Source organism: Dietzia kunjamensis, from assembly GCF_045689975.1.
Lineage (GTDB): Bacteria > Actinomycetota > Actinomycetes > Mycobacteriales > Mycobacteriaceae > Dietzia > Dietzia kunjamensis.
The window spans coordinates 1,712,382-1,737,668 of sequence record NZ_CP143297.1 but is presented as its reverse complement, the minus strand read 5'-3'; the positions used below and the strand labels follow the sequence as shown (position 1 = coordinate 1,737,668).

At 69.9% G+C, this 25,287-nt stretch carries 25 protein-coding genes and 4 tRNA genes; 22 read left to right on the top strand and 7 right to left on the bottom strand.

Annotated elements, in window-relative coordinates:
* The first annotated feature begins 41 nt into the window (after positions 1 to 41).
* Positions 42 to 1,058, top strand: coding sequence for a cell division protein ZapE (gene zapE, locus VZF99_RS08055; RefSeq protein WP_407336058.1), 1,017 nt, complete (start codon positions 42 to 44; stop codon positions 1,056 to 1,058).
* Positions 1,059 to 1,072: 14 nt separating this feature from the next.
* On the opposite strand, the gene VZF99_RS08050 is transcribed toward zapE, so the two are convergent.
* From VZF99_RS08050 to VZF99_RS08030, 5 genes are all read right to left on the bottom strand, one after another.
* Entirely contained in the window at positions 1,073 to 1,606 is a 534-nt protein-coding gene (locus VZF99_RS08050) for a GNAT family N-acetyltransferase (protein ID WP_407336057.1), read from the bottom strand.
* Between the two features lie 23 nt (positions 1,607 to 1,629).
* The gene (locus VZF99_RS08045; protein WP_120283388.1) at positions 1,630 to 1,860 is read right to left on the bottom strand and encodes a hypothetical protein; all 231 of its coding nucleotides are present in this window, start codon (positions 1,858 to 1,860) and stop codon (positions 1,630 to 1,632) included.
* A 105-nt stretch (positions 1,861 to 1,965) separates the two neighbouring features.
* A tRNA-Val gene (locus VZF99_RS08040) sits at positions 1,966 to 2,040 on the bottom strand.
* 28 nt (positions 2,041 to 2,068) lie between these two features.
* Positions 2,069 to 2,142: transfer RNA gene (locus VZF99_RS08035), tRNA-Cys, on the bottom strand.
* Positions 2,143 to 2,191: 49 nt separating this feature from the next.
* Positions 2,192 to 2,264: transfer RNA gene (locus VZF99_RS08030), tRNA-Gly, on the bottom strand.
* Positions 2,265 to 2,736: 472 nt separating this feature from the next.
* Between VZF99_RS08030 and VZF99_RS08025 the strand changes: the two genes are divergently transcribed.
* Positions 2,737 to 2,808: transfer RNA gene (locus VZF99_RS08025), tRNA-Val, on the top strand.
* A gap of 427 nt (positions 2,809 to 3,235) precedes the next feature.
* Here the strand turns inward: VZF99_RS08025 and VZF99_RS08020 are convergent.
* Positions 3,236 to 3,895, bottom strand: a complete 660-nt coding sequence (locus VZF99_RS08020) for a DsbA family protein (protein WP_407336056.1) — start codon at positions 3,893 to 3,895, stop codon at positions 3,236 to 3,238.
* A 142-nt stretch (positions 3,896 to 4,037) separates the two neighbouring features.
* Here VZF99_RS08020 and thrS point away from each other — a divergent pair, with 142 nt between their 5' ends.
* The 18 genes from thrS (at position 4,038) to VZF99_RS07930 (ending at position 21,994) form a co-directional block, all read left to right on the top strand.
* Entirely contained in the window at positions 4,038 to 6,137 is a 2,100-nt protein-coding gene (gene thrS / locus VZF99_RS08015; protein ID WP_407336055.1) for a threonine--tRNA ligase, read from the top strand.
* Positions 6,138 to 6,223: 86 nt separating this feature from the next.
* On the top strand, positions 6,224 to 6,736 hold the full coding sequence (locus tag VZF99_RS08010) for an HIT domain-containing protein (protein WP_241504636.1): 513 nt from the start codon (positions 6,224 to 6,226) through the stop codon (positions 6,734 to 6,736).
* 12 nt (positions 6,737 to 6,748) lie between these two features.
* A complete protein-coding gene (pgsA, locus tag VZF99_RS08005) occupies positions 6,749 to 7,393 on the top strand; it encodes a phosphatidylinositol phosphate synthase (protein WP_407336054.1) in 645 nt (214 codons plus the stop codon).
* The gene (locus VZF99_RS08000) at positions 7,390 to 8,298 is read left to right on the top strand and encodes a phosphatidylinositol mannoside acyltransferase (RefSeq protein WP_185950469.1); all 909 of its coding nucleotides are present in this window, start codon (positions 7,390 to 7,392) and stop codon (positions 8,296 to 8,298) included. Before pgsA ends, VZF99_RS08000 begins: the two co-directional genes overlap by 4 nt.
* A 7-nt stretch (positions 8,299 to 8,305) precedes the next feature.
* Positions 8,306 to 9,421 (top strand): glycosyltransferase family 4 protein, encoded by a 1,116-nt coding sequence (locus tag VZF99_RS07995; RefSeq protein ID WP_120284303.1) that lies wholly within the window; start codon positions 8,306 to 8,308, stop codon positions 9,419 to 9,421.
* Entirely contained in the window at positions 9,411 to 10,010 is a 600-nt protein-coding gene (locus tag VZF99_RS07990) for an NUDIX hydrolase (RefSeq protein WP_185950470.1), read from the top strand. Before VZF99_RS07995 ends, VZF99_RS07990 begins: the two co-directional genes overlap by 11 nt.
* A gap of 95 nt (positions 10,011 to 10,105) precedes the next feature.
* A complete protein-coding gene (gene pdxS, locus VZF99_RS07985) occupies positions 10,106 to 11,011 on the top strand; it encodes a pyridoxal 5'-phosphate synthase lyase subunit PdxS (protein ID WP_120283374.1) in 906 nt (301 codons plus the stop codon).
* A 7-nt stretch (positions 11,012 to 11,018) separates the two neighbouring features.
* On the top strand, positions 11,019 to 11,891 hold the full coding sequence (locus VZF99_RS07980) for an acyl-CoA thioesterase (RefSeq protein WP_407336053.1): 873 nt from the start codon (positions 11,019 to 11,021) through the stop codon (positions 11,889 to 11,891).
* Positions 11,888 to 12,502 carry a pyridoxal 5'-phosphate synthase glutaminase subunit PdxT gene (gene pdxT / locus VZF99_RS07975; protein WP_096905399.1) on the top strand — a complete coding sequence of 205 codons (615 nt, stop codon included), beginning with the start codon at positions 11,888 to 11,890 and terminating at the stop codon, positions 12,500 to 12,502. Before VZF99_RS07980 ends, pdxT begins: the two co-directional genes overlap by 4 nt.
* An 81-nt stretch (positions 12,503 to 12,583) precedes the next feature.
* Positions 12,584 to 13,336, top strand: a complete 753-nt coding sequence (locus VZF99_RS07970; RefSeq protein WP_407336052.1) for a YebC/PmpR family DNA-binding transcriptional regulator — start codon at positions 12,584 to 12,586, stop codon at positions 13,334 to 13,336.
* Between the two features lie 61 nt (positions 13,337 to 13,397).
* Entirely contained in the window at positions 13,398 to 14,057 is a 660-nt protein-coding gene (locus VZF99_RS07965) for a crossover junction endodeoxyribonuclease RuvC (RefSeq protein ID WP_067717868.1), read from the top strand.
* Complete coding sequence (ruvA, locus tag VZF99_RS07960) at positions 14,054 to 14,653, top strand: Holliday junction branch migration protein RuvA (protein WP_119193231.1); 600 nt, start codon at positions 14,054 to 14,056, stop codon at positions 14,651 to 14,653. Before VZF99_RS07965 ends, ruvA begins: the two co-directional genes overlap by 4 nt.
* Positions 14,653 to 15,771, top strand: a complete 1,119-nt coding sequence (ruvB, locus tag VZF99_RS07955; protein WP_120283368.1) for a Holliday junction branch migration DNA helicase RuvB — start codon at positions 14,653 to 14,655, stop codon at positions 15,769 to 15,771. Before ruvA ends, ruvB begins: the two co-directional genes overlap by 1 nt.
* Before the next feature lie 89 nt (positions 15,772 to 15,860).
* Positions 15,861 to 16,169 carry a preprotein translocase subunit YajC gene (yajC, locus tag VZF99_RS07950; protein ID WP_120283366.1) on the top strand — a complete coding sequence of 103 codons (309 nt, stop codon included), beginning with the start codon at positions 15,861 to 15,863 and terminating at the stop codon, positions 16,167 to 16,169.
* A 72-nt stretch (positions 16,170 to 16,241) separates the two neighbouring features.
* On the top strand, positions 16,242 to 17,942 hold the full coding sequence (gene secD / locus VZF99_RS07945; RefSeq protein ID WP_407336051.1) for a protein translocase subunit SecD: 1,701 nt from the start codon (positions 16,242 to 16,244) through the stop codon (positions 17,940 to 17,942).
* The gene (gene secF / locus VZF99_RS07940; RefSeq protein ID WP_253003643.1) at positions 17,939 to 19,000 is read left to right on the top strand and encodes a protein translocase subunit SecF; all 1,062 of its coding nucleotides are present in this window, start codon (positions 17,939 to 17,941) and stop codon (positions 18,998 to 19,000) included. Before secD ends, secF begins: the two co-directional genes overlap by 4 nt.
* Positions 18,997 to 19,554 carry an adenine phosphoribosyltransferase gene (locus VZF99_RS07935; RefSeq protein ID WP_407336050.1) on the top strand — a complete coding sequence of 186 codons (558 nt, stop codon included), beginning with the start codon at positions 18,997 to 18,999 and terminating at the stop codon, positions 19,552 to 19,554. Before secF ends, VZF99_RS07935 begins: the two co-directional genes overlap by 4 nt.
* Before the next feature lie 46 nt (positions 19,555 to 19,600).
* Positions 19,601 to 21,994 (top strand): bifunctional (p)ppGpp synthetase/guanosine-3',5'-bis(diphosphate) 3'-pyrophosphohydrolase, encoded by a 2,394-nt coding sequence (locus VZF99_RS07930; protein WP_120283358.1) that lies wholly within the window; start codon positions 19,601 to 19,603, stop codon positions 21,992 to 21,994.
* A 115-nt stretch (positions 21,995 to 22,109) separates the two neighbouring features.
* Here VZF99_RS07930 and VZF99_RS07925 read toward each other — a convergent pair whose 3' ends face one another.
* Positions 22,110 to 23,033: a peptidylprolyl isomerase gene (locus VZF99_RS07925; RefSeq protein ID WP_120283356.1), complete on the bottom strand. Its 924-nt coding sequence runs from the start codon at positions 23,031 to 23,033 to the stop codon at positions 22,110 to 22,112.
* Positions 23,034 to 23,243: 210 nt separating this feature from the next.
* Here VZF99_RS07925 and VZF99_RS07920 point away from each other — a divergent pair, with 210 nt between their 5' ends.
* Both VZF99_RS07920 and hisS read left to right on the top strand, forming a co-directional pair.
* Entirely contained in the window at positions 23,244 to 23,909 is a 666-nt protein-coding gene (locus VZF99_RS07920) for an MBL fold metallo-hydrolase (RefSeq protein WP_096905410.1), read from the top strand.
* A 45-nt stretch (positions 23,910 to 23,954) separates the two neighbouring features.
* Positions 23,955 to 25,235: a histidine--tRNA ligase gene (hisS, locus tag VZF99_RS07915; protein WP_407336049.1), complete on the top strand. Its 1,281-nt coding sequence runs from the start codon at positions 23,955 to 23,957 to the stop codon at positions 25,233 to 25,235.
* The last annotated feature ends 52 nt before the right edge of the window (positions 25,236 to 25,287 follow it).

The window sequence follows — 25,287 nt, the reverse complement described above, 5'->3', positions numbered from 1 at the left end:
TTCCGTTCTGACGCCGGGTGTCCCCACGATAGGCTCTGCCCATGGTCTCTCGCCTCGTTGACGTCACCCCGGTGGTCCCTGCCGATCAGCTCGTGGCACAGATGGTTCCCCCGTCGATGTTCGACGATGTCAGTTTCGACTCCTACATCCCGGACCCGGCCGAGCCCTCGCAGGCCGCCGCGGTCAAGGCGTGTCGCGAGTTCGCCGAGTCCGTGGTGGCCCGTCGCACTCCCAAGAAGGGGCTGTTCGGCCGGCGACCGAAGGCGGTGCAGGGGACCGGTATCTATCTCGACGGCGGCTTCGGGGTGGGCAAGACCCACCTGCTGACGTCGACTTACCACAATTGCCCCGAGCCCAAGGCGTTCGGGACGTTCGTCGAGCTGACCCACGTCGTGGGTGCTCTCGGCTTCAACCGGGCCGTCGAGGAGCTCTCCGGGCACTCCGTCCTGTGCATCGACGAGTTCGAGCTCGACGATCCGGGCGACACCATGCTGGTGTCTAGACTGCTCGCGGAGCTCACCACCGCCGGTGTCAGCGTCGCGGCCACTTCCAACACGCTGCCGGAGCAGCTGGGGGAGGGACGGTTCGCGGCCAAGGACTTCATGCGGGAGATCCGCAAGATGTCGGGGATCTTCGAGTCGATCCGGGTCGACGGCCCGGACTACCGGCACCGTAACCTGCCCCCCGCCCCGGACCCGATGGACGACAGCGGACTCGAGGCCGAGGCCGAGGCGGTGGAGGGTGCCACGCTCGACGACTTCGACGCCCTGTGCGAGCACCTGTCGACCCTTCACCCGTCCAAGTACAACCGCCTCGTCGACGGCGTCACGCGGGTCTGCCTCAGCGGGGTCAAGCCGCTGCCGGATCAGTCGATCGCCCTCCGTCTCGTCGTCCTCGCCGACCGGCTCTATGACGCGGGGATTCCCGTGCGCAACTCCGGCGACAAACTGGACGCGATCTTCACCGACGAGATGATCGCCGGCGGCTACCGCAAGAAGTACCTTCGTGCCACTTCCCGACTCCTGGCGCTGTCCCGGTTCGAGACCGTCGGCGGCTGACCGGCAGGCCCCTCTCAGAGCGCCCGTTCGTACACGACGTCGGTGTTGGCGACCCCTCCGACGTCGAAGGTCCGGTTCCCGCGTGGTTCGAAACCACGCTTGACGTAGAACCTGCGGGCTCGGGCGTTGGCTACGTTGGTGGCCAGCCAGATGCTCCGCGTGCCCGCCGCTCTGCACCGTCGGCACACCTCGTCGAGCATGTCCGACGCGATCCCTCCGCCGTGGTGGTCGGGATCCACATAGAACTTGCTGACCCCGGTCGTGGGTCGGTGAATCACCTGTCCAGCGCAGCCCGGGTCCATCTCGGTCCCGGCGATCAGCAGGATGTACCCGACCATCTCACCGTCGTCGCCCCGGGCCACCAGGACCTCGTGGCCCGGCGTGACGAGGTGAGCTCTGAACGCCTCCGGGCCGAGGTGCTCGGCGATGAAGGCCCTGATCTCGACCGGCCCCAGTTCGGGAGGGCACGCCAGCGGGAACGTCCGGGCCGCCAAGGCCGAGACGGCGTCGATATCGGCCACCGAGGCGTCACTGAGTCGGGCGGTCACCCCACGAGCCTATAAGGCGCCGTTCAGGCGTGCAGGTGCAGGCTCTCGCCCGTCCGTGCCCCTCTGACGACGAGTTTCTCCGCGTCGTCGCCGCCACCGAGGATGAGCGTGACCTCGAATTCATCGGTTCCCGTGCGCTGCAGATCAGCGAGGACACCGGTGGTGTGCCGGAAGTCGACGACGCGGCCGCGCATGGTCGCGATGTCGGCTTGGTCGATCGTCGTCGAATGGTGGAGGTGGGGCATCGCGGACATACCATCATGATCAGTGACCGACGTCACGTCGGGAGTGCGTTCCGGTACCGAACGAGCGACAGTCCGCGAAACGACGAACGCCCCGGCCGGAGCCGGGGCGTTGTGTGGTGCGCGATACTGGGATTGAACCAGTGACCTCTTCCGTGTCAGGGAAGCGCTCTCCCGCTGAGCTAATCGCGCGGGCTTCCCGTCCGGACGTATCCGGACGTGGAGGTGGAGACGGGAATCGAACCCGTGTTGACGGCTTTGCAGGCCGCTGCCTCACCACTCGGCCACTCCACCGCAAAGGTATCGAGCCTGGTGAGGACGTCCTGGCTCCTCGATCCCTCCGAGCGGATGACGGGATTCGAACCCGCGACCCTCACCTTGGCAAGGTGATGCGCTACCAGCTGCGCCACATCCGCATCGCTCCCCGGCTCGCTGTTGCTCACCGCGTTGCGAGAATGAACATTAGCCGACGGTCTTCGGGGAACACAAATCGGGGGGCGGAAACAAGTCCTGAGCTGTGCGGACCCGGCCACGGCACGGCGCTCGACCGGGCGGCCCCGCCGAGCCACGCTCGACCCCGGGCGCCCCGTACGCCCCACGGGCCGCCGCAGCCGGTGCGGATGGTGGAGGCGCGGATGGTCGAGGCGGATGGTCGAGGGCCCACGGCACAGCTCGCGACCCGGGCGCGGGCCATCACGCATCGAGACCCTCACGGCCCGCGAAGCGCCCGCCCCCTCAGGGCCCGCCCTCCGGCACCCACACCGCCCGCCGGACCGCGTCCCGGATACCCCGTCAGCGATCCGCCCACCCCTCGGGGGGCCGAATTGGGGCCCGGCCCGGGTCTTGATACAGTGTTCCGGTGCCGAGGCGAGACCGCCCGGAACGCGAGGTCCTATAGCTCAGCGGAAGAGCGCTCCGTTCACACCGGAGAGGTCACTGGTTCGAACCCAGTTAGGACCACCCTTGAAGCGGGCGAGAGCCCACGACGACCCCCGGACTCCATCACGGAGACCGGGGGTCGTCCGCATTTCAGCCGTTCGGGACCGTGCTGGCAGCGCCACGACGCGGCGGCGCATACACCGCGCCTGCCTCTACATGTGTCAAACGATCGTGCGCCTGAATTGACCGAGTGATCGAGATCTCAACGTTTGTCAAGGGTATGAAACAGCTGAGGACCTTTGCCGTCACGCATCTGCAACACAACCTCTGGCTCGGGCCTGGTGGCCCTCGCCGGTTTCGGCGCGGCGGCGCTGGCGATGTGACATGACATAGCGGCGTACAGCGCGACCGGGCGCCCGATCCGCGGACAGCGGGTCGGGCGCTCGGTGGTGTGTACGGGCTCGGTGGTGTGTACGGGCTCGGTGGCGTGTACGGACTCGGCGGGGACTCAGACCTCCGCAGCCACCGCCTGCTCCAGTGCGTCGTCGAACACCTCGACCGGCTGGGCCCCGCTGACGGCGAGTCGGTCGTCGAACACGAAGAACGGCACCCCCCGGACCCCGAGACCGCGGGCCGTCTCGACATCGCGGTGCACCAGGTCGGCGAACGCGTCCCCCCGGAGCACCCGGTCGACCTCCTCTGCCGGTAACCCGGCCCTGACCCCGATCTCACGCAGCACCACCGGGTCCGAGATCGCCCGTCCCTCGCTGAAGTGGGCGCGTCGCAGGGCCTCGTCCACCGCGTCCGCCCGTCCGTGCTCGGCGGCCAGGGCGGCCAGGCGGTGGGCGTCGAAGGTCGAACAGATGCGCGCGGACCGCCAGTCGAAGTCCAGACCGAGTTCGGTGAACCGGGCGGCCATCTGCTCCTGCCCGGCCTCCGCGTCGGCGAGCGACATCCCGTACTTGCGCGAGAGCATCTGTGCGCTCGTCTCGGTCGGCTCGTCGCCGACGACGCGGGGAGCGGAGGGGTCGAGTTCGTAGGCCCGCCACACCACCTCGACCTCGATCTCGGGGTGTCGCGCACGGAACGTCTCCAGTGCCGCCTCGAGGTGCCGCTTGCCGATCCAGCAGAACGGACAGACGACGTCGGACCAGATGTCGATGCGCATGCCGGGTGCAACGTCGCGCCGCGGTCCGGGATTCCGTCAGGGCCCCGGGTAGCATGGACCGGCCCGGTCCCTGTCGTGGACCGGTGTCAGCCCGGGTGGCCCACTGGCACCCGACGTCCACTGCCCGAGGAGATCTCCCCCCGTGTCCGAGAACCGCATACCGGAAACCGATGCCGACGCGACGGGTGCGGCCCCTGTGACGACCGTCGTCCCGGCCGGTGAGCCCGCGGGCAAGATCCTCGCCGAGCGGGAGCTGCAGTCGCGCAGCGGCCCGGAGACGATCGTCGTGGTGCGGGATCCGGAGGGGACCCTGCGGGATCTGTCCTGGGCGCCCGCCGAGGACACCGAGGTCGAGCTGGTCCGCGCCGATTCGGAGGACGGGCGGTCGGTGATCCGGCATTCGTGCGCACACGTGCTCGCCCAGGCGGTACAGGACAAGTTCCCCGAGGCCAAGCTGGGGATCGGTCCGCCGATCGAGAACGGCTTCTACTACGACTTCGACGTGACCGAGCCCTTCACGCCCGAGGACCTCAAGGACCTCGAGAAGCGGATGAAGAAGATCATCAAGGCCGGCCAGCGCTTCTCGCGGCGGGAGTACGCCTCGCTCGACGAGGCGCGCACCGAGCTGGCGGGCGAGCCGTACAAGCTCGAACTGGTCGAGGACAAGGGCCGGGCGGACGCCGGCGACGCCGACGGCGCGGTGGCGCTCGAGGACTCCGAGATCATGGAGGTCGGCGCGGGTGCGCTGACCGCCTACGACAACCTCAACCCCCGCACCGGCGAGGTCATCTGGTCGGATCTGTGCCGCGGCCCGCACACGCCCACCACCAAGTTCATCCCCGCGTTCACACTCACGCGCTCGTCCGCTGCCTACTGGCGGGGCGATCAGAACAACGCCGGTCTCCAGCGGATCTACGGCACTGCCTGGGAGAGCACCGAGGCCATGGACGCCTACCTCGACCGTCTGGCCGAGGCGGAGAAGCGGGATCACCGTCGGCTCGGGACCGAGCTGGACCTGTTCAGCTTCCCCGACGAGATCGGGTCCGGGTTCCCGGTGTTCCACCCCCGCGGCGGGATCATCCGCAACGAGATGGAGCAGCACTCCCTCAGGCGCCACCTGTCCGCCGGGTACTCGCTCGTCAACACCCCGCACGTGACCAAGGGCGACCTGTTCCGCAAGTCCCAGCACCTGAGCTGGTACTCGGAGGGGATGTTCCCCCCCATGGTCCTGGACGCGGAGTACGACGCGGACGGCAAGGAGACCAAGCCGGGGCAGGACTACTACGTCAAGCCGATGAACTGCCCCATGCACAATCTGGTCTTCGACTCCCGCGGACGCTCGTACCGCGAGCTGCCGCTGCGGATGTTCGAGTTCGGAACGGTGTACCGGTACGAGAAGTCCGGGGTGATCCACGGTCTCACCCGCGCCCGCGGCTTCACCCAGGACGACGCGCACATCTACTGCACCGAGGAGCAGATGGAGGGCGAGATCGCCTCCGTCCTGTCCTTCATCATCTCGCTCCTGCGCGACTACGGCCTCGAGGACTTCTACCTCGAGCTGTCGACCAAGGACCCGGAGAAGTACGTCGGCGGCGACGAGATCTGGGAACGCGCGACCGACACGCTGCGTCGGGTGGCCACGAACTCCGGCCTCGAGCTGGTCCCGGACCCGGGCGGGGCCGCCTTCTACGGCCCCAAGATCTCGGTCCAGGCGCGTGACGCGATCGGGCGGACGTGGCAGATGTCGACGGTCCAGCTGGATTTCAACCTGCCCGAGCTGTTCGACCTGACCTACAACGCCGCGGACGGCACCAAGAAGCGGCCGGTGATGATCCACCGCGCGCTCTTCGGCTCGATCGAGCGGTTCTTCGCCGTCCTGCTCGAGCACTACGCCGGTCTGTTCCCGGCGTGGCTGGCGCCCGTGCAGGTGGTGGGCATCCCCGTGGCGGAGGCGCACGAGAAGCATCTCGAGGACGTGATCGACGAGCTCCGGGGGCGCGGTATCCGCGCCGAGCTCGACGTCTCCGATGAGCGGATGCAGAAGAAGATCCGCAACCACACCACCGGCAAGGTCCCGTTCATGCTCCTGGCCGGTGACCGCGACGTCGAGGCGGGCGCGGTGAGCTTCCGGTTCCCGGACGGGACGCAGCTCAACGGGGTCTCGCGGAACGCCGCGATGGACAAGATCTCGTACTGGGTCAACTCCCGACGCAACGACGTGCCGACCGCGGAGCGCGCGTGACGGCCGGAGATCCGTCCTCGACGGGCGTCTACCGCCAGTTCGGGGTGGGGGAGGACCACCTCCAGTTGCTGTGGGCGCCCTACCGGATGTCGTACATCGCCGAGTCGCGTCCCGAGCCGGCCGAGGGGATGACGGGGGAGCCGTTCCTCGACATCCCGAGGATGAGCGACGAGGACGGGCTGGTGGTCGCCCGGGGCGAGCACGTCTACGTCGTGCTCAACCTGTTCCCCTACAACCCGGGTCACTCGATGGTGGTGCCGTACCGCAAGGTGGCGGACCTGGAGGACCTCGACGACGACGAGTCCCGCGAACTCATGTCGTACACGCAGCACCTGATCCGGGTCATCAAGGCGGTCTCGAACCCGGACTCGTTCAACGTGGGACTCAATCTGGGTGGCGCGGCCGGCGGGTCCCTGTCCGAGCATCTACACCAACACGTCGTGCCACGCTGGATCGGTGACGCGAACTTCATTACCGTGACCGGCGGAACCAAGGTGCTGCCGCAGCTCCTCCGTCAGACGCGGCAGCTGCTCTCGGAGGCGTGGTCCACCACGATGTCACCGGGCGATGTGCCCCGACCAGACCGCACCTCGAAGTAGGCAGGGAGTCGAATGCTCAGCGAGTACGGAAGGTCGGGGGTCGCCAGGGTGGCCCACCCCCTGGCGGCGTTCCTCGTCCGTAGCGGCGTCACCGCCAACGGGATCACCCTCGCCGGACTCCTGCTGACCTGCGCCGCGGCGATCACCCTGTTCGGACCCGGACACCTGGTGGCCGGCGCGATCGTCATCGCACTGTGCACCCTGTTCGATCTGGTGGACGGGGCGGTCGCCCGCGCGGGCGGGGGCGGGTCACCGTACGGAGCCCTGGTCGACGCGGTCTCCGACCGGGTCGCGGACGGCGTGATCCTGGCGTCGCTGGTGTGGTGGCTGGTCCACACCGACCCCGACAACCGGTACGCGCTGGTCATGCTCCTGTCCTGCCTGATCCTGTCCCAGGTGGTGTCCTACTCCAAGGCCCGCGCCGACGCGGGCGGACTCCGCACACCGGGCGGGCTCATGGAGCGCGCCGATCGCCTGGTCCTCATCCTGCTCGGCGCCGGCCTCGAGGGGCTGGGGGTGCCGCGGGCACTCGAGATCGGGCTGACCGCCGTCGCGGCGGGCAGTTTCGTCACGGTGATCCAGCGGGTGTGGGGCGGACGCACCGACTACCTCGAACGCGTGGCGCGTAGCGACGCCCCCGCGGTGGGAGACCGATGAGCGCGCTCGGCGATCACCTTTCCGATCTCGGCTACGCCGCCGGGTGGGCCGTCGTGCGCGCGCTTCCCGAGCCGGCCGCCCGCGCGCTCTTCCGGGCGGGAGCCGATCTCGCCGCCCGCAGACAGGGCCCGGACTCTCAGCTGCGCCGGAACCTGGCCCGTGTCCTGGGGGTCGCCCCGGCAGAGGTCCCCGACCAGCTGATCCGGGATTCCTTCCGGTCCTACGCCCGTTACTGGCGGGAGGCCTTCCGTCTCCCCTCGATGGACCGCGAGGCGGTGGCCCGCGAGATGGACCGGACGATCGCCGGGGTCGAGCACCTCGACGCGGCGCTCGAGCAGGGGCGCGGGGTGGTCGTCGCGCTGCCGCACTCGGCCAACTGGGATCTGGGCGGCACCTGGCTGGCGCGACGCTACGGCGGGTTCGCCACCGTCGCCGAGAGACTCGAGCCGGAATCGCTGTACCAGCGCTTCCTGGACTTCCGCGAGGGCCTGGGCTTCACCATCTACCCGCACACGGGCGGACCCACCCCGCCGCTGGACGCCCTGCGCGAGTACCTCGCAGGGGGCGGGATCGTCTGCCTACCGGGGGAGCGGGACCTGCGCCGGACCGGGGTGCCCGTGACGTTCTTCGGCGAGCAGACGCGCATGCCCGCGGGTGCGGCCCGGCTCGCGGTGGAGACCGGCGCGCCGCTGCTGGTCGCCCAGTTCTGGTACGCCGACGAGGAGACGATGCGGGTCCGCATCACCCCGCCCATCGACGTCTCAGGTGGTATCGAACCGGCGGTCCAGGCGATGGCCGACCTGTTCGCCGAGGGGATCGCCCGGCACCCCGCGGACTGGCACATGCTCCAGCCACTGTGGCTGGACGACCTGCCGGCCGAGCGGCGTGCGCGGATCGAGCGCTGACCCCGCCGTGCGCATCGGCATGATCTGCCCCTACTCGTTCGACGCCCCGGGCGGGGTGCAGGCCCACGTCGTGGACCTGACCGAGGAGTTGCGACGCCGCGGACACACTGTCCGTGTCCTGGCCCCGGGCAGTCCCGGCAGCGCGCCGGTTTCCGGGATGACCCTGACGGGGCCGGGCGTCCCGATCCCCTACAACGGGTCCGTGGCCCGGCTCAGCTTCGGCCCCTCCACCTGGCGGGCCACCCGACAGTGGCTCCGCGAGCAACCGCTGGACGTCCTGCACATCCACGAGCCCAACGCCCCGGGCGTCGGCATGTTCGCCCTGGCGATGTCCTCCGGGCCCATCACGGCCACGTTCCACACCTCCACCACGGGGTCGATGATCCTCGGCGCCGCCGACGGGGTCCTGGCCCCGCTGCTGGAGAAGATCCGGGGACGGATCGCGGTGTCGACCCTGGCGCGCCGCTGGCAGATGGAGGCCCTGGGCTCCGACGCCGTCGAGATCCCCAACGGCGTCGACGTGTCCGCGTTCACCGACGTCGACACCTCAGCCGAACCGACCGACGCACCGACCGTGGCGTTCCTCGGCCGCTACGACGAACCCCGCAAGGGGATGGGCGTGCTCGCCGCAGCGCTCCCCGCCGTCCTGCGGGACGTCCCGGGCCTGCGGCTGCGGGTCATGGGCGACGGCGACGAGCGGACACTGCGCGCCGCCCTCCCGGCCGGGTTGGACGTGGAGTTCCTCGGCCGGGTCGACGACACCCGCAAGGCCGCGGTGCTGGCCGCGGCGGATGTCTACTGCGCACCCAACACCGGCGGGGAGAGCTTCGGCATCGTCCTCGTGGAGGCCATGGCCGCCGGGACCGCCGTCGTGGCCGCCGACCTCGACGCATTCCGCCGTGTCCTCCGGGACGGCGAGTGCGGGGAACTCGCCACGGTCGGCGACGCCGGTGCCCTCGCCGCAGCCCTCACGAGGGTCCTCACCGACCCCGGGCGCCGCGCCGACCTCCGCACCCGCGGTCTCCAGGCGGTCCGGGAGTACGACTGGCCCGTCGTCGCCGACCGGGTCGTGCGTGTGTACGAGACCATCCGCGGCCCGGGGGAGACGCTGCGTGTCCGCTGAGCTGATCGTCCTCGTCGTCGTCGTCCTCGTCGCCGCGCTCGCGGCGTTGTTCACCGCGTACCTCACCGCCCACCGCCTGGACCGGCTCCACATCCGCACCGACCTGGCCCGCGCCGCCCTGACCGGGGCCCTCGAACGACGCCACACGGTCGCCGCCGCCGTCGCCAGCGACCTCTCGGCGCGGGACCCGGCGGGCGCGGACCGCCTGGTGCGGGCGCTCGCGCACGCCCGCGCCCACCCCCCGGGGGCGATCGCCGGGCCGGACCCCGCGCCGCACCCCGACCACCGACGCCGTCGCGACGACGGCAGCGCGCCTGACGACGCCCCCGAGCCCGACGCCGAGGTCGCGGAGAACACCCTCGGCGTCGTCCTGTCCGGGGTCGACACGGACGCCCTGCCCGACGATCTCGCCGCCGAACTGGAGGACGCCTCGGATCGCGTGTCCATGGCCCGGCGCTTCTACAACGACGCCGTCCGCGACACCCGCAGTCTGCGGGAACAGGCCCCGGTCCGCCTCCTGCGACTGGCCGGCCGGGCCCCGATGCCCGGGTACGTCGAACTCGTCGACGCACCGCCACCGCAGGCCTGACCAACCCCGGTGGGGCGGCGGTTGGGGCGCCGGGGTGAGGGAGACCTACACTGGACCCCTGTCACACGTCGTCTGAGCCAGGAAAGGCCTATTTCGTGAGCGACCCGCAGTCCAGCGAGAACACCACCGGAACCGCACGCGTCAAGCGAGGTATGGCGGAGATGCTCAAGGGCGGCGTCATCATGGACGTCGTCACCGCCGAGCAGGCGAAGATCGCCGAGGACGCCGGCGCCGTGGCCGTGATGGCCCTCGAGCGCGTCCCCGCCGACATCCGGGCCCAGGGCGGCGTCGCCCGCATGAGCGACCCCGACCTCATCGACGGCATCATCGAGGCCGTCTCCATCCCCGTGATGGCCAAGGCCCGCATCGGGCACTTCGTCGAGGCGCAGATCCTCCAGGCCCTCGGCGTGGACTACGTCGACGAGTCCGAGGTCCTCACCCCGGCCGACTACGCCAACCACATCGACAAGTTCGGCTTCACCGTGCCGTTCGTCTGTGGCGCCACCAACCTCGGCGAGGCCCTGCGCCGGATCACCGAGGGCGCGGCGATGATCCGCTCCAAGGGCGAGGCCGGTACCGGTGACGTCTCCAACGCCACCACCCACATGCGCCAGATCCGGCAGCAGATCCGCAAGCTCCAGAGCCTGCCGTCCGACGAGCTGTACGTGGCCGCCAAGGAGCTGCAGGCGCCGTACGAGCTGGTCAAGGAGGTCGCCGAGACGGGCAAGCTCCCCGTGGTGCTGTTCACCGCAGGCGGCATCGCCACCCCGGCCGACGCCGCGATGATGATGCAGCTCGGTGCCGAGGGCGTGTTCGTCGGTTCCGGCATCTTCAAGTCCGGCAACCCCTCCGAGCGGGCCAAGGCGATCGTCAAGGCGACGACCTTCCACGACGATCCGGAGATGCTCGCGACCATCTCCCGCGGCCTCGGCGAGGCCATGGTCGGCATCAACGTCGACGACATCCCCGAGCCCCACCGGCTCGCCGAGCGGGGCTGGTGACCCGCCGGTGGCGAAGATCGAGGACATCCTCGAGATCGAGCGGATAGACCGCGACCTCTACCGGGGTCCGGCCATCCGCACGCACCTGCAGCGGACCTTCGGCGGCCAGGTCGCCGGTCAGACCCTCGTCGCCGCGGTCCGGACCGTGGACTCCGACAAGCACGTCCACTCCCTGCACGGGTACTTCATCCGGCCGGGCATCCCCGACGTGCCGACCGTCTTCCAGGTCGACCGCCTCCGGGACGGCCGCAGCTTCGCCACCCGCCGTGTCACCGCCATCCAGGAGGGGGAGCCGATATTCTCAATGTCGGCCTCCTTCCACCTCGTCGACCAGGTGGGCATCGAGCACCAGGACTCGATGCCCCGGGTCGTGGGGCCCGAGGAGATCGACGTCCCGACGATCGACGACCTCGACGAGGCCCACCGCGTCTTCGTCGAGGAATGGGCCCAGTGGGACATCCGGATCGTCCCCCGGGACCGCCTGGAGACGAGTTCGGTGCTGGCCTCGCAGCAGCGGGTGTGGTTCCGCAGCGTCGACACGCTGCCGGACGACCCCAATTTCCACGTGTGCACGCTCGCGTACATGTCGGACATGACCCTGCTCGGTTCGGCCAAGGTCCCGCACCCCGACGAGCCCACCCAGGACGCCTCGCTCGACCACGCCATGTGGTTCATGCGCCCCTTCCGGGCCGATGACTGGTTGCTGTACGACCAGACCTCGCCGTCGGCGTTCGGGGGGCGCGCCCTCACCCAGGGGCGGATCTTCGACCGCTCCGGCAGGCTCGTCGCCGCCGTCACCCAGGAGGGACTGTCCCGCCGTCTGCGACCGGGAGCCCAGTCGTTCCCGGTGAGCACCACCGACGACCCGTCCAAGAAGTGAGCACGGACGCCCCGACCGTCGGTGTCCTCGCCCTCCAGGGCGATGTCGCCGAACACGTCCGCCACCTCGAGTCCGTCGGCGCGCGGGCCGTGGCCGTCCGCCGGCGCTCCGAGCTCGACGGCGTGGACGGACTCATCCTGCCCGGCGGGGAGTCCACCGCGATGAGTCGGCTGTTGGACGTCTACGACATGTACGAACCGGTGGCCGAGAGGATCTCCGGCGGCATGCCGGTCTACGGCTCCTGCGCGGGCATGATCCTGCTGGCGTCGGTCGTGCTTGACACCCGGGCCGACGCCACCTGGTTCTCCGCGATCGACATGACCGTGCGACGGAACGCCTTCGGACGGCAGGTCGACTCGTTCGAGGCCGACCTCGTCGTCGACGCCCTCGGCGCCGACCCGGTCCGGACCGTGTTCATCCGCGCACCCTGGGTCGAGACGGTCGGCCCCGACGTGGAGGTACTCGCCCGCGTCCGCGCCTCCGACGGCCACGATCACGTGGTCGCGGTGCGGCAGGGCAACGCCCTGGCGACCTCCTTCCACCCCGAGGTGACCGACGATGTGCGCGTTCACCGGTACTTCGTCGACATGGTGCGGCAGTCGACCTCGTAGACTGGCCAGTCAGCGACACATCGCACCGGGCGGCCAACCGAGGTCGGCCCGGACTGACACCCCCGGAGGGCGGAACATCCCATGTCAGGCCATTCCAAGTGGGCCACCACCAAGCACAAGAAGGCCGCGATCGACGCCAAGCGCGGCAAACTCTTCGCCAAGCTCGTCAAGAACATCGAGGTGGCGGCCCGTACGGGCGGCGGTGACCCAGCCGGCAACCCCACGCTCTACGACGCCATCCAGAAGGCCAAGAAGAACTCTGTCCCGGGCGACAACGTCGAGCGGGCGCGCAGACGTGGCGCCGGCGAGGAGGCGGGCGGCGCCGAGTGGGAGACCATCATGTACGAGGGGTACGGCCCGAACGGCGTGGCCCTGCTCATCGAGTGTCTGACCGACAACCGCAACCGCGCCGCGGGCGAGGTGCGCACGGCGATGACCCGCAACGGCGGCAACCTCGCCGACCCCGGTTCGGTGGCCTATTTGTTCACCCGCAAGGGCGAGATCGTGCTGGAAAAGGGTGAGCTCGAGGAGGACGACGTCCTCATGGCCGTACTCGAGGCCGGGGCCGAGGAGGTCAACGACCTCGGCGAGCAGTTCGAGGTGGTCTGCGAACCCACCGACCTCGTCCGGGTGCGCACCGCGCTCCAGGAGGCCGGCATCGACTACGACTCGGCCGAGTCCGGGTTCCGCGCCTCGGTCGAGGTGACCGTCGACGCCGACGGCGCCGCGAAGGTCTTCAAGCTCATCGACGCGCTCGAGGACTCCGACGACGTCCAGAACGTCTACTCGAACCTCGACGTGCCGGACGACGTGCTGGCGGCGCTCAACGCCTGACGGGCGGCCCACTGGTAGGGTCTCGAACGTAGGTTCTACCACTGGTCGGCGAAAGGTCGCTATGCGCGTGATGGGTGTGGACCCGGGACTGACCCGGTGCGGGCTCGCGCTGATCGAGACCGAGCCGGGTCGGGCCGTCACGGCGTTGGACGTGGACGTGGTGCGGACGACCGCCCAGGAACCACTCGAGAGGCGCCTGCGGGCGGTCCACGCCGTTGCGGACGAGTGGATGGAGATCCACCGCCCGGACGTGGTCGCCATCGAGCGGGTCTTCGCCCAGAACCAGGTCTCCACCGCCATGGGCACTGCCCAGGCCGCCGGCGTCGTGGCACTGGCCGCCGCCTACCGCGACATCCCGGTGGCCTTCCACACGCCCTCCGAGGTCAAGGCGGCCATCACCGGCAGCGGGCGCGCGGACAAGAAGCAGATGACCCTGATGATCACCCGGATCCTCGGCCTGCAGAAGCCCCCCAGCCCGGCGGACGCGGCCGACGCCCTCGCGCTCGCCGTGTGCCACAGCTGGCGGGCGCCCATGCAGGGCCGGGTCGCCGCGCTGGACGGCCATGTCGCGCGGTCCCGGGCCGGGTTCGAGTCGAAGGTGGCGGCGGCACGGGACGCCGCCACGTCGAACGCACACGGTGGTCGCAGCGCGGCCGCCGATCAGGAGCGCGCCCGGGCCGCGGCCCGGGGCATGGCGCGGACGAAGGGAGTGCGCTGGTGATCGCCTCGATCCGGGGGACCGTGGCCGAGATCGGCCTGGACCGCTGCGTGGTGGAGACCGGGGGAGTCGGGGTGCTCGTTCACGCGACCCCCGCGGCGCTCGCCGGTCTCCGGCGCGGCGCGGAGGGGATGCTCCACACGGAGCTGGTGGTGCGCGAGGATTCGCTCACCCTGTACGGATTCGACTCGGTGGACGCGCGTCAGTTGTTCCTCACCGTGCAGACCGTCTCCGGCGTCGGACCACGACTGGCCCTGGCGATCGTCGCGACCCTCGAGCCGGAGGTTCTCGTCCGGGCCCTCGGAACCGGGGACGTCAGGGCGTTGACCCGCGTCCCCGGCGTGGGCAAGCGCACGGCCGAACGCATGGTGCTGGAACTCAAGGACAAGGTCGGTCCCGTGTCCGACGGTGGCTCCGTGGGGATCCAGGGCGGCGCGACAGGCGGGTCGGCCGCGACCGAGGTCGCAGAGGCACTCGAGGGCCTGGGCTTCTCCTCCGCGGAGGCCGAGAAGACCGCCACCGCGGTGCTCGCGGCCGAGCCGGACCTCGACCCGGCGCAGGCCCTGCGACTGGCCCTCAAATCACTTGGTAGGCGCTGATGGCGGGACCGTTCGACGCGCCCGGCGACGGGCGTTCCCCCGACGTCGACGACGGGGCGGGCCACGAGGGCGAGCTGTCCGCGTCCGCGACCCCGTTCGACACCGACGTCGAGGGGGCCCTCCGACCCCGCAGCCTGGGCGAGTTCATCGGTCAGGAGACGGTCCGGGAGCAACTGGACCTGGTCCTCACCGCCGCCACCCGCCGCGGGGTCGTGCCCGACCACCTGCTCTTCTCCGGGCCGCCCGGGCTGGGCAAGACGAGTCTCGCGATGATCGTCGCGGCGGAACTCGGCGGCTCACTGCGGATCACCTCCGGTCCCGCGCTCGAACGACCCGGCGACCTCGCCGCGATGCTATCCAATCTCATCGAGGGCGACGTGCTGTTCATCGACGAGATCCACCGCATCGCGCGCCCGGCCGAGGAGATGCTCTATCTCGCGATGGAGGACTTCCGGATCGACATCATGGTGGGCAAGGGGCCCGGTGCCACCTCGATCCCGCTGGAGATCGCCCCGTTCACCCTGGTCGGTGCCACCACGCGATCCGGAGCGCTGACCGGTCCGCTGCGCGACAGGTTCGGGTTCACCGCGCACATGGACTTCTACACGGACACCGACCTCGCCAGGATCGTCACCCGCGCCGCGGACATCCTCGCCATCCCCGTGGAGCCCGATGCCGCGCTGGAGATCGCCGGCCGGTCGCGGGGCACACCCCGTATCGCCAACCGACTCCTGCGGCGGGTCCGTGACTTCGCCGAGGTCCGGGCCGACGGTCGCATCACCGTGCCCGTCGCCAGGGCCGCCCTCGAGGTGTACGAGGTGGACGAGCTGGGGCTCGATCGTCTCGACCGCGCGGTCCTGAGGGCGCTCCTCGTCCAGCACGAGGGCGGGCCCGTCGGACTGAGCACTCTGGCGGTGGCCGTGGGGGAGGAGTCCACCACCCTCGAGGAGGTCTGCGAGCCCTTCCTCGTCCGCGCCGGTCTGCTCGCACGCACCCCGCGCGGGCGGATCGCCACCGCCGCAGCGTGGGACCACCTGGGGCTCACCCGCTCCGACAACGCGGCCGGGGACCCGATGCTGCCGGTCGAGGTCGACCGGGGCCCCGGCGCGCGCGGCTGAGCCCCGGGCTGGCATCCTCGGACGAGACCGTCCGTAGCCCGGACCCGCCAGCGACCCGGAACCGGCGGGTCCATGTCAGGAGGACCCGAATGGGACTGGAACTGCTGCTGCCGTTGATGATCGTCGTGCTGATCGTGCTGATGGTCCTGCAGAGCACGAGACAACGCAGGGCGATGAAGGACATGCGGGAGATGCAGGCCTCACTGACGGCGGGCGATCGTGTGCTCACCACCTCGGGCCTCCGCGCGACCATCGTCTCCGTGGGAGACGAGACCGTGGAACTGGAGATCGCGGAGGGTGTCCACACCCAGTGGGACCGTCGCGTCATCCGCGAGAAGATCGACGCCGGTACGCCCCCCGGAGCCGACACCGGCACCGGTGCCGCGGATTCCCTGTAGGCCACGACCGGCGAGTAGTGTAATGGGGCCCTCCGGCCGGAGGCCCCAGACGAAGACCGAGAGAGATCACCTGTGTCACCAGCTCGTCCTCGAGGCGCCGACGCCCGCCCCAGACCGTGGGCGCTGCTGTCCGCGTTCTTCCTGGTGCTGTTCATCTTCTTCCTCGGCGCCTTCGCCGTCGCCGAGCGCGGCCTGACGCCGAAGCTGGGCATCGATCTGCAGGGCGGTACCCGCGTCACGCTGATCCCCAAGGGAGACCCCGACGAGGCGGACCTACAACTGGCCCAGGACATCATCCGGGACCGGGTCGACGGGCTCGGCGTCGCCGGGACCTCGGTCGTCATCGAGGGCAGCAACATCGTCCTCACGGTGCCCGGTGAGGACTCCAGCCAGGCCCGTGACCTCGGCACCACCTCACAGCTGACGATCCGTCCCGTGCTGCAGGTCCAGCCCGTCGCCGAGGGCGACGTCGAGCCCGTGCCCGCCGCCAAGGGGGACCGCGACGCCGTCGCCAGGGAGGTCGAGGAGGCCCGCGAGCTCCGCCAGGGCGACCCGCAGGAGCTCACCGAGACCCTCGCGACCTTCCGCTGCCCGGAGCGCGATGTCCTGGCCGGCTTCGACGACCCGTCCCAGGCCCTCATCGCCTGCGGCGAGGGCGCCAAGTACGTCCTCGGCCCGGTCCCGTTGCTCATCGGGGAACCGGAGGACGGGAAGCGGCTCGACGGGCAACAGATCGTCAAGGACTCCGTCAGTTCCGGGTTCAACCAGCAGGCCGCCAAGAACGAGGTCTCCTTCCGGTTCAACGCCGGACCCGGTGAGCAGGGCAGCGCCACCTGGTCCCGCTTGACCCAGGAGAACCTCCAGCGGCAGATCGCCATCCTCCTCGACGGCGAGGTCATCAGCGCGCCCGTCGTCCAGGGCGTCACGCCGGTCGGTTCGGCGACCTCCATCACCGGTGACTTCAGCACGGACGAGGCGGCCTCTCTCGCCGCGAACCTGCGCTACGGTGCCCTGCCCATCTCCTTCGAGGACCCCAACGTCGACAACGTCCCGGCGTCCCTCGGTCTGGCCTCGCTCGAGGCGGGCCTGCTCGCGGGCGCCATCGGATTCCTGCTGGTACTGGCGTACTCGGTCTTCTTCTACCGCCTGCTCGGTGTGCTGGCGTTCCTCTCGCTGGCCCTGTCGTTCCTGCTCACCTACATCCTGTTGGTGTTCCTCGGATACACCGTCGACTACAGCCTCGACCTCGCGGGCATCGCGGGCCTCGTCATCGGTATCGGCATGACCGCCGATTCCTACGTCGTGTTCTTCGAGCGCATCAAGGACGAACTGCGGGACGGCCACCGTTTCAGATCCGCGGTGCCGCGGGCCTGGAAGAGTGCCAGCCGCACCATCGTCACCGGCAACATGGTCAGCCTCATCGGAGCGCTGGTGCTCTACCTGCTGGCCAGCGGCGAGGTGCGCGGATTCGCGTTCACCCTGGGCCTCACGACCATCATGGACGTCTTCGTCGCGTTCACCGTGACCTGGCCGCTCGTCTACCTCGCCTCCACCAAACCCACCTTCGCCAAGACCTGGGCGAACGGGATGGGACGGATGGAGAACCTCCAGGCAGCCGCGGCGGAACAGCGCCGCATCGACCGGAAGACCGAGAGCGATCTCGAGCAGGGCCAGGGCCGCGGGGTCACCGCGACCATCCGCGGCCCGGGCGGCGACACCATCACCGAACCGCGCACCGAGCGTCCCGCCACCGATGAGGAGGAGGGCCGATGAGCACTCCCACGACCACCGAGCCCGGGAGCGGCGCCGCCGCCCCCGCCGGCCGGTCAGACAGTCTGTTCACGCGGCTCTACACGGGGACCGGGGCGTTCGGCATCGTCCCGAACCGCCGGAGGTTCTACGTCCTCACCACCGTGATCGTGGCGATCTGCCTGGCGAGCATCATATTCCGTGGCTTCAGCTTCGGTATCGACTTCACCGGTGGCACCAAGCTCACCATGCCCGCAGCCGACCACGACAAGAGCCGCGTGGCCGCGGTGGTCGAGGAGTCGGTGGGTGAGGAACCGCAGACGGTGCAGATCGTCGGAGCCGGGGACGCGCGCATCGTCGAGGTGGAGACGCGGTTCCTCACCAGCGACGAGATCCGTGCGGCCAAGAACGCCCTCTTCGAGGAGTTCCGGCCGGTCACGGCCGACGGTGACGCCTCAGTGGAGGCGATCGGCGACTCCGCGCGCTCGGAGAGCTGGGGAGGACAGGTCACCGAGAACGCACTGATCGCACTCGGGGTGTTCCTCGTCATCGTCTTCGCCTACATCGCGTTCCGCTTCGAGTGGCGGATGGCCACCGCAGCCATCGTCGCCCTGCTGTTCGACGTACTGACCACCGCCGGTGTCTACTCTCTCGTCGGCTTCGAGGTCACCCCGGCCACCGTGATCGGTCTGCTGACCATCCTCGGCTTCTCGCTGTACGACACGGTGATCGTGTTCGACAAGGTCGAGGAGAACACCCGCGGCATCAGACACACCACGAGCCGCACCTATGCCGAAGAGGCGAACCTGGGTGTCAACCAGACCCTCATGCGTTCGATCCACACCACCATCATCGGCGTGCTGCCCCTGCTGGCGCTGGTCGTGATCGCCGTGTGGATCCTCGGGGTGGGCACCCTCATGGATCTGGCACTCGTCCAGATGGTGGGGATCATCACCGGCACCTTCTCCTCGGTATTCCTCGCCACACCCCTGCTGGTGTCGCTCAAGAACCGCGATCCGGAGATCAGACGCCAGACCGCCAAGGTCCTGGCCCGACGCGAGAAGGCCGAGGCCGCCGCATGACCGAACCAACTCTCAGCCCCGTCTCACCTGCCATCAGTTCGGCCGTGGAGCGGTTGATGCGTCGCGTCGACGATTTCCCCTCCGCGGGCGTCCAGTTCTGCGACCTCACTCCGGTCCTCGCGGACGCCGACGGCTTCGATGCCGTCGTCGCCGGGCTGATCGCCGGGCACGAGATCGGCAGTGTGGACTACGTCGCCGGGCTCGACGCCCGGGGGTTCCTGCTCGCCGGCGCGGCAGCCGTGCGGCTACACACCGGGGTCCTGGCCATCCGTAAGGCCGGCAAGCTCCCGCCACCGGTGCATTCGCGGTCCTACGAGCTCGAGTACGGCGCCGCCACGTTGGAACTCCCCGCGGACGGGCTCGATCTCGGGGGGAAGCGCGTCCTCGTCGTCGACGACGTCCTCGCCACCGGGGGGACCCTCACCGCCGCGGTCGGTCTGCTGGAGGACTGTGGGGCGTTCGTCGCGGGGCTGTCCGTGGTACTCGAGGTCCCTGGCCTCGGGGGGCGGGATAGACTGGCCGCCACACCGCTGACCTGCCTCACGGTCGCGTGACCGCCGGCCGTTCCTGACGGCCCGGAACTGGAGGGAGGAGCCGGAGATGACGCAACGGCAGGACCCCGCCGGGCAGCCGGACGGGGGCGCGCAACCCGGACAGACGGCTCAACCCCAGCCCTCGACACCCCAGCCCCCGACACCCCAACCCTCGACCCAACCGCTCCCCGTGATCCCGGGCAACCGCCCGTCCGCCGGTCGACGGGTGCGAGCGCGGTGGGCGCGCCGCCTCACCTCGGGACTGACCGTCACCTCCACACCGGCGGTTCTCGAACCGCTGGTGCGCGTCCACCGGATACACCACCCCAAGGCCGACGTCGGTCTGCTGGCCCGCGCGTACACGCTCGCCGAGAAGCAACACGAGGGCGTCTACCGCAAATCCGGCGACCCCTACATCACCCATCCACTCGCCGTGGCGACCATCTGCGCGGAGATGGGGATGGACACCACGACGCTCGTGGCGGCGCTGCTGCACGACACGGTCGAGGACACCGACTACTCGCTCGCGCGGCTGGAAGCCGACTTCGGCGGTGAGGTCGCCCATCTGGTGGACGGCGTCACCAAGTTGGACAAGGTCGAGTTCGGCGAGGCCGCCGAGGCGGAGACCATCCGCAAGATGATCATCGCGATGGCACACGATCCTCGCGTCCTGGTGATCAAGGTCGCCGACCGCCTGCACAACATGCGGACGATGCGGTTCCTGCCGCCGGAGAAGCAGGTCAAGAAAGCGCGGGAGACCCTTGAGGTGATCGCCCCGCTCGCGCACCGGCTGGGGATGGCGACCATCAAGTGGGAACTCGAGGACCTCGCCTTCGCGATCCTCGAGCCGAAGAAGTACCAGGAGATCGTGCGGCTCGTCGCCGACCGGGCCCCCAGCCGCGACGTCTACCTGCAAACGGTGACCAACCGGGTCAGGGCGGACCTCGAGAAGGCGCACATCCAGGCGCGGGTCGAGGGCCGACCCAAGCACTACTGGTCGATCTACCAGAAGATGATCGTGCGCGGTCGGGAGTTCGACGAGATCCACGACCTCGTGGGCATCCGTGTCCTGTGCGAGGACGTGCGCGACTGCTACGCCGCGATCGGGGTCGTCCACTCGACGTGGAAGCCGATGCCGGGGAGGTTCAAGGACTACATCGCCCAGCCCCGCTTCGGCGTGTACCGGTCGTTGCACACCACCGTGATCGGACCCGACGGCAAACCCCTCGAGATCCAGATCCGCACCCACGAGATGCACCGCAACGCGGAGTACGGCATCGCGGCGCACTGGCGCTACAAGGAGACCCGCGGCAAGCACAACGGCGACCCCGCCGAGGTCGACGAGATGGCGTGGATGCGGCAACTGCTCAGCTGGCAGCGTGAGGCCGCCGATCCCGGCGAGTTCCTGGATTCTCTGCGCTTCGAGATGACCAGCAAGGAGATCTTCGTCTTCACCCCCAAGGGGGACGTCATCAACCTGCCGGTCGGCGCCACGCCCGTGGACTTCGCCTACGCGGTCCACACCGAGGTCGGTCACCGCTGCATCGGGGCACGGGTCAACGGCAAACTCGTCGCCCTCGAGCGCCCGCTCGAGAACGGCGAGGTGGTGGAGGTCTTCACCTCCAAGGACCACAACGCCGGCCCCAGCCTGGACTGGCAGAAGTTCGTGGTCTCCGGCCGCGCCAAGAGCTCGATCCGGCAATGGTTCGCCAAGGAGCGCCGAGAAGAGGCCCTGGAGCGGGGCAAGGACCTCATCACCCGTGAGGTCCGACGGGGCGGGGTCCCCGTCCACCGCATCTTCTCCAACGAGTCGCTCGCCGGCGTGTCCCGCGAACTCGGATTCGCCGACGTCACCGCGCTCTACACGGCGATCGGGGAGAACCACGTCTCCGCCAAGACCGTGGTCGGTCGTCTCATCGCCGCCCACGGGGGCGTGGACGAGGTCACCGAGGAACTGGCCGACCGCTCCCGCGACAAGACCATGACCCCGCCCCGCCCCACGACCTCCGGGGCCGGCGTGCTCGTGGGCGGTGTCGAGGACGTCCACGCCAAGCTCGCCCGCTGCTGCACCCCGGTGCCGGGGGACCAGGTCCTGGGCTTCATCACGCGCGGCGGCTCGGTCAGCGTGCACCGCACCGACTGCACCAACGCCTCCGACCTGCACCGGGAGCCGGAGCGATTGGTCAAGGTCGAGTGGGCGCCCCAGCCGGGCGCGGTGTTCCTCGTGGCCATCCAGGTGGAGGCCCTCGACCGTCACCGTCTGCTCTCCGACATCACCAAGGTGCTGGCCGACGAGAAGGTCAACATCCTCTCCGCCTCGGTGCAGACCGCGGGCGACGACAGGGTGGCGATCTCCCGGTTCACCTTCGAGATGGCCGACCCCAAACACCTGGGTCACGTCCTCGGTGCGGTCCGCAAGGTCGAAGGCGTCTTCGACGTCTACCGGATGACCTCGAACTGACCGACGCCTCCGCGGCTGACCGACCCCTCCGCGGCCGGCGGTCGCGGACCCGGTGGAACGACACCGGCCCCGGCCGGGAGGCCGGGGCCGGTGCTCACGGCCGGGTGCTACGGGTTCACGCCTCGGGCAGACCCTCCTGGGCGCCGACCGTGACCTTCTCGATGACCACCGGTCGGCGCGGTGCCTCGTAGTCCGGATCGCTCTGGTCGTCGCTCTTCGTCCCGGCCTCGGCGATCTCGTCGAGGACCTCCAGACCGGACTCGCCGATCGTGCCCATCACGGAGTACTCGGGCGGCAGCATGGAGTCCTCGTACACGAGGAAGAACTGACTCCCGGCGCTGTTCGGCGCCTGCGACTTCGCCATGGCGACCGTGCCGCGCGGGTAGACCGACATACCCGAACCGTCCTCGGCCACGGGGAGATCGGTGGGCGGCTCGTCCACGATCGAGTACCCGGGGCCCGAGAGCCCGGTCCCCGTGGGGTCACCACACTGCAGGACGGAGAGCTGCGAACCCTCCCCGCCCTGCGTCAGTCGATGGCACTCGGTGTCGTCGAAGTACTCCTGCTCGGCGAGGTGCACGAAGCTTGCGACGTTGCAGGGGGCGCCCTCACGATCGAGCGTCAGGGGGATCTCGCCGCTACCGGTGGTCACCACGATCTCGGCCGTCCCTCTCCTGGGCTGGTCCCCGGTCGGGGGGTCCATCTCGCGCTTGGACTCCTCGATCTCGTCGACCTGCTCGTTGAAACGACGTGCCTCGGCGACGATCTCGGGCCCCTGGTCCTCGAACTCCGCCGGGTCGACCTTCTCCATGGGACTGGTGTCCTGCGGGTACTCGCAGGACACCCAGTCGGCGGCGTACTGCTCGGCGCGGGACTGTTCCGCCTTGTTCCAGACCACGACGCCCACGATGCCGAGGAGGACCACCACCACGACCGAGGCACCGGCGATCTTCAGCTGCTTCTCGCGGCGCGCCTGCGCCTCCATCTGCTCACGCAGACGTTGGCGCGCCTCGGCTCGGCGTTCCTGGTTGGTGGACACTGACCCTCCTGGGGACCTGGACTAGGCTGGGACTCCACGGGCGGACCCGTACGGTGGGGCTCCGTGAAGAGCCCCACGCGGCGGTCCAGCCCAGGGTCCTTGTCTACCAGGTCGGGTAGTGACGGCCGAACGCCACTCCGGTGTCGGGCGCCGTTGCCCGGCACCGGGCGCCGAACGGCGCCGACAGTGTCGAGAAAGGGAGTACGGGACGTGCAGATCGTCGGTTTCCCCGCCGGGATGTTCCAGACCAACTGCTACATCGTGGCGGACGACGCGGGCGACTGTGTGGTCGTCGACCCGGGGCAGGACGCGGAGGAACAGGTCCGCCGTCAGATCTCCGAGGCCGGGCTCCGGCCCCGCGCGGTGCTGCTCACGCACGGGCACCTCGACCACATCTGGAACGCACGGCAGGTGGCGGATCACTACGGGGTCCCCGCCTACATCCACCCCGAGGACCGCGAGATGCTCTCCGATCCGGGCAAGGGCCTCTCGCTCGACCTGTCGGCGATGCTCAAGGGCGTCACCTTCACGGAGCCGGCCGAGGTCATCGAGGTGTTCGACGGCGACACCCTCACCCTCGGCTCGATGACCTTCGACGTGGACCACGTCCCGGGTCACAGCCCAGGCTCGGTCTCGTTCCGGATCACCGTGCAGACCGAGGACGGACCCCGGCTGGTCGTGCTCGGTGGGGACGTACTGTTCCAGGACGGTGTGGGACGCACCGATCTGCCCGCGGGGGACACCGAGGTGCTCATGCAGTCCATCGCCAAGAAGTTCCTCGTCCTGGACGACGACGCCGTCGTGTTACCCGGGCACGGGCCGTCCACGACCATCGGTCGTGAGCGTCGGTCGAATCCGTTCCTACGCGACCTCTAGACCCACCACCCCACCCGCCCCTCGAGACCCAAGGACGCCTCACCAGTGACCGGCAACGTCAAGAAGACCGCACTCAAGGCACCGAAGGGTGTTCCCGACTACGTGCCTCCGGCGTCCGCCGGGTTCGTGACGGTCCGGGACGCCATCACCACCGCCGCCCGTCGCGCCGGGTACGGGCACGTCGAGTTGCCGATCTTCGAGGACACGGCGTTGTTCGCGCGCGGCGTGGGGGAGTCGACGGACGTGGTGTCCAAGGAGATGTACACGTTCTCCGACAGGGGCGGCCGGAGCGTCACCCTGCGCCCCGAGGGCACGGCCGGGGTCATGCGTGCGGTGATCGAACACGGGCTGGACCGAGGCCAGCTCCCGGTCAAGCTCTGCTACGCGGGCCCCTTCTTCCGGTACGAGCGCCCCCAGGCCGGGCGGTACCGCCAGCTCCAGCAGGTGGGCATCGAGGCGATCGGCGTCGACGACCCGGCCCTGGACGCCGAGGTGATCGCCGTGGCGGACGAGGCGTTACGCTCCCTCGGGCTCACCGGGTTCCGCCTCGAGCTCACCTCACTCGGAGACGAGACGTGCCGCCCCGACTACCGGGAACGGCTCCAGGATTTCCTCACCGGGCTGGACCTCGACGAGGCGACGCGAGAACGCGCTCGGGTCAATCCGCTGCGCGTCCTAGACGACAAGCGCCCCGAGGTGCGTGCCCAGCTCGAGGGCGCTCCTCTGATGATCGATCACCTGTCGGACGCGAGCGCCGAGCACTTCGCGACCGTTCGGGCGCATCTGGACGCGCTGGGCGTCGCGTACGAGGTCAATCCCCGCATGGTGCGGGGCCTGGACTACTACACCAAGACGACCTTCGAGTTCGTGCACGACGGCCTCGGCGCCCAGTCCGGGATCGGTGGCGGTGGCCGCTACGACGGCCTGATGGAACAGCTCGGCGGCCAGGCGCTGTCCGGCATCGGGTTCGGTATCGGTGTGGACCGCACGGTGTTGGCACTGCAGGCCGAGGGGATCGACCCGGCGGCCGAGGGGCGCGTCGACGTGTACGGCGTGGCCCTCGGCGCGCAGGCCAAGGCGACTCTGGTGCCCGTCCTCGCCGAGTTCCGCCGCAGCGGGCTCCGCGCGGACATGGCGTACGGGGACCGCGGCATGAAGGGCGCCTTCAAGGCCGCGGACCGCTCCGGCGCCGCGATCACCGTCGTCGTCGGGGAGAACGAGCTCGCCACCTCCACGGCCGTCGTCAAGACGATGGCCACCGGTGAGCAGGAACCTGTGCCCCTGGAGGGTCTCGTCGACCACGTGACCAGGGCCGTCTCCCGCTGAACCCGACCGTCCGGCGCGACCGGGCGACCGGGGCCCCGCCCACGCGTCAGGG

Bases quoted from the DNA above. Each gene is read 5' to 3' on its own strand.
- zapE (WP_407336058.1), top strand. From the start codon at position 42: ATGGTCTCTCGCCTCGTTGACGTCACCCCGGTGGTCCCTGCCGATCAG.
- VZF99_RS08045 (WP_120283388.1), bottom strand. From the start codon at position 1,860: ATGTCCGCGATGCCCCACCTCCACCATTCGACGACGATCGACCAAGCC.
- VZF99_RS08020 (WP_407336056.1), bottom strand. From the start codon at position 3,895: ATGCGCATCGACATCTGGTCCGACGTCGTCTGTCCGTTCTGCTGGATC.
- VZF99_RS08010 (WP_241504636.1), top strand. From the start codon at position 6,224: ATGTCGTACATCGCCGAGTCGCGTCCCGAGCCGGCCGAGGGGATGACG.
- pgsA (WP_407336054.1), top strand. From the start codon at position 6,749: ATGCTCAGCGAGTACGGAAGGTCGGGGGTCGCCAGGGTGGCCCACCCC.
- VZF99_RS08000 (WP_185950469.1), top strand. From the start codon at position 7,390: ATGAGCGCGCTCGGCGATCACCTTTCCGATCTCGGCTACGCCGCCGGG.
- VZF99_RS07970 (WP_407336052.1), top strand. From the start codon at position 12,584: ATGTCAGGCCATTCCAAGTGGGCCACCACCAAGCACAAGAAGGCCGCG.
- VZF99_RS07965 (WP_067717868.1), top strand. From the start codon at position 13,398: ATGCGCGTGATGGGTGTGGACCCGGGACTGACCCGGTGCGGGCTCGCG.
- ruvB (WP_120283368.1), top strand. From the start codon at position 14,653: ATGGCGGGACCGTTCGACGCGCCCGGCGACGGGCGTTCCCCCGACGTC.
- yajC (WP_120283366.1), top strand. From the start codon at position 15,861: ATGGGACTGGAACTGCTGCTGCCGTTGATGATCGTCGTGCTGATCGTG.
- secF (WP_253003643.1), top strand. From the start codon at position 17,939: ATGAGCACTCCCACGACCACCGAGCCCGGGAGCGGCGCCGCCGCCCCC.
- VZF99_RS07935 (WP_407336050.1), top strand. From the start codon at position 18,997: ATGACCGAACCAACTCTCAGCCCCGTCTCACCTGCCATCAGTTCGGCC.
- VZF99_RS07930 (WP_120283358.1), top strand. From the start codon at position 19,601: ATGACGCAACGGCAGGACCCCGCCGGGCAGCCGGACGGGGGCGCGCAA.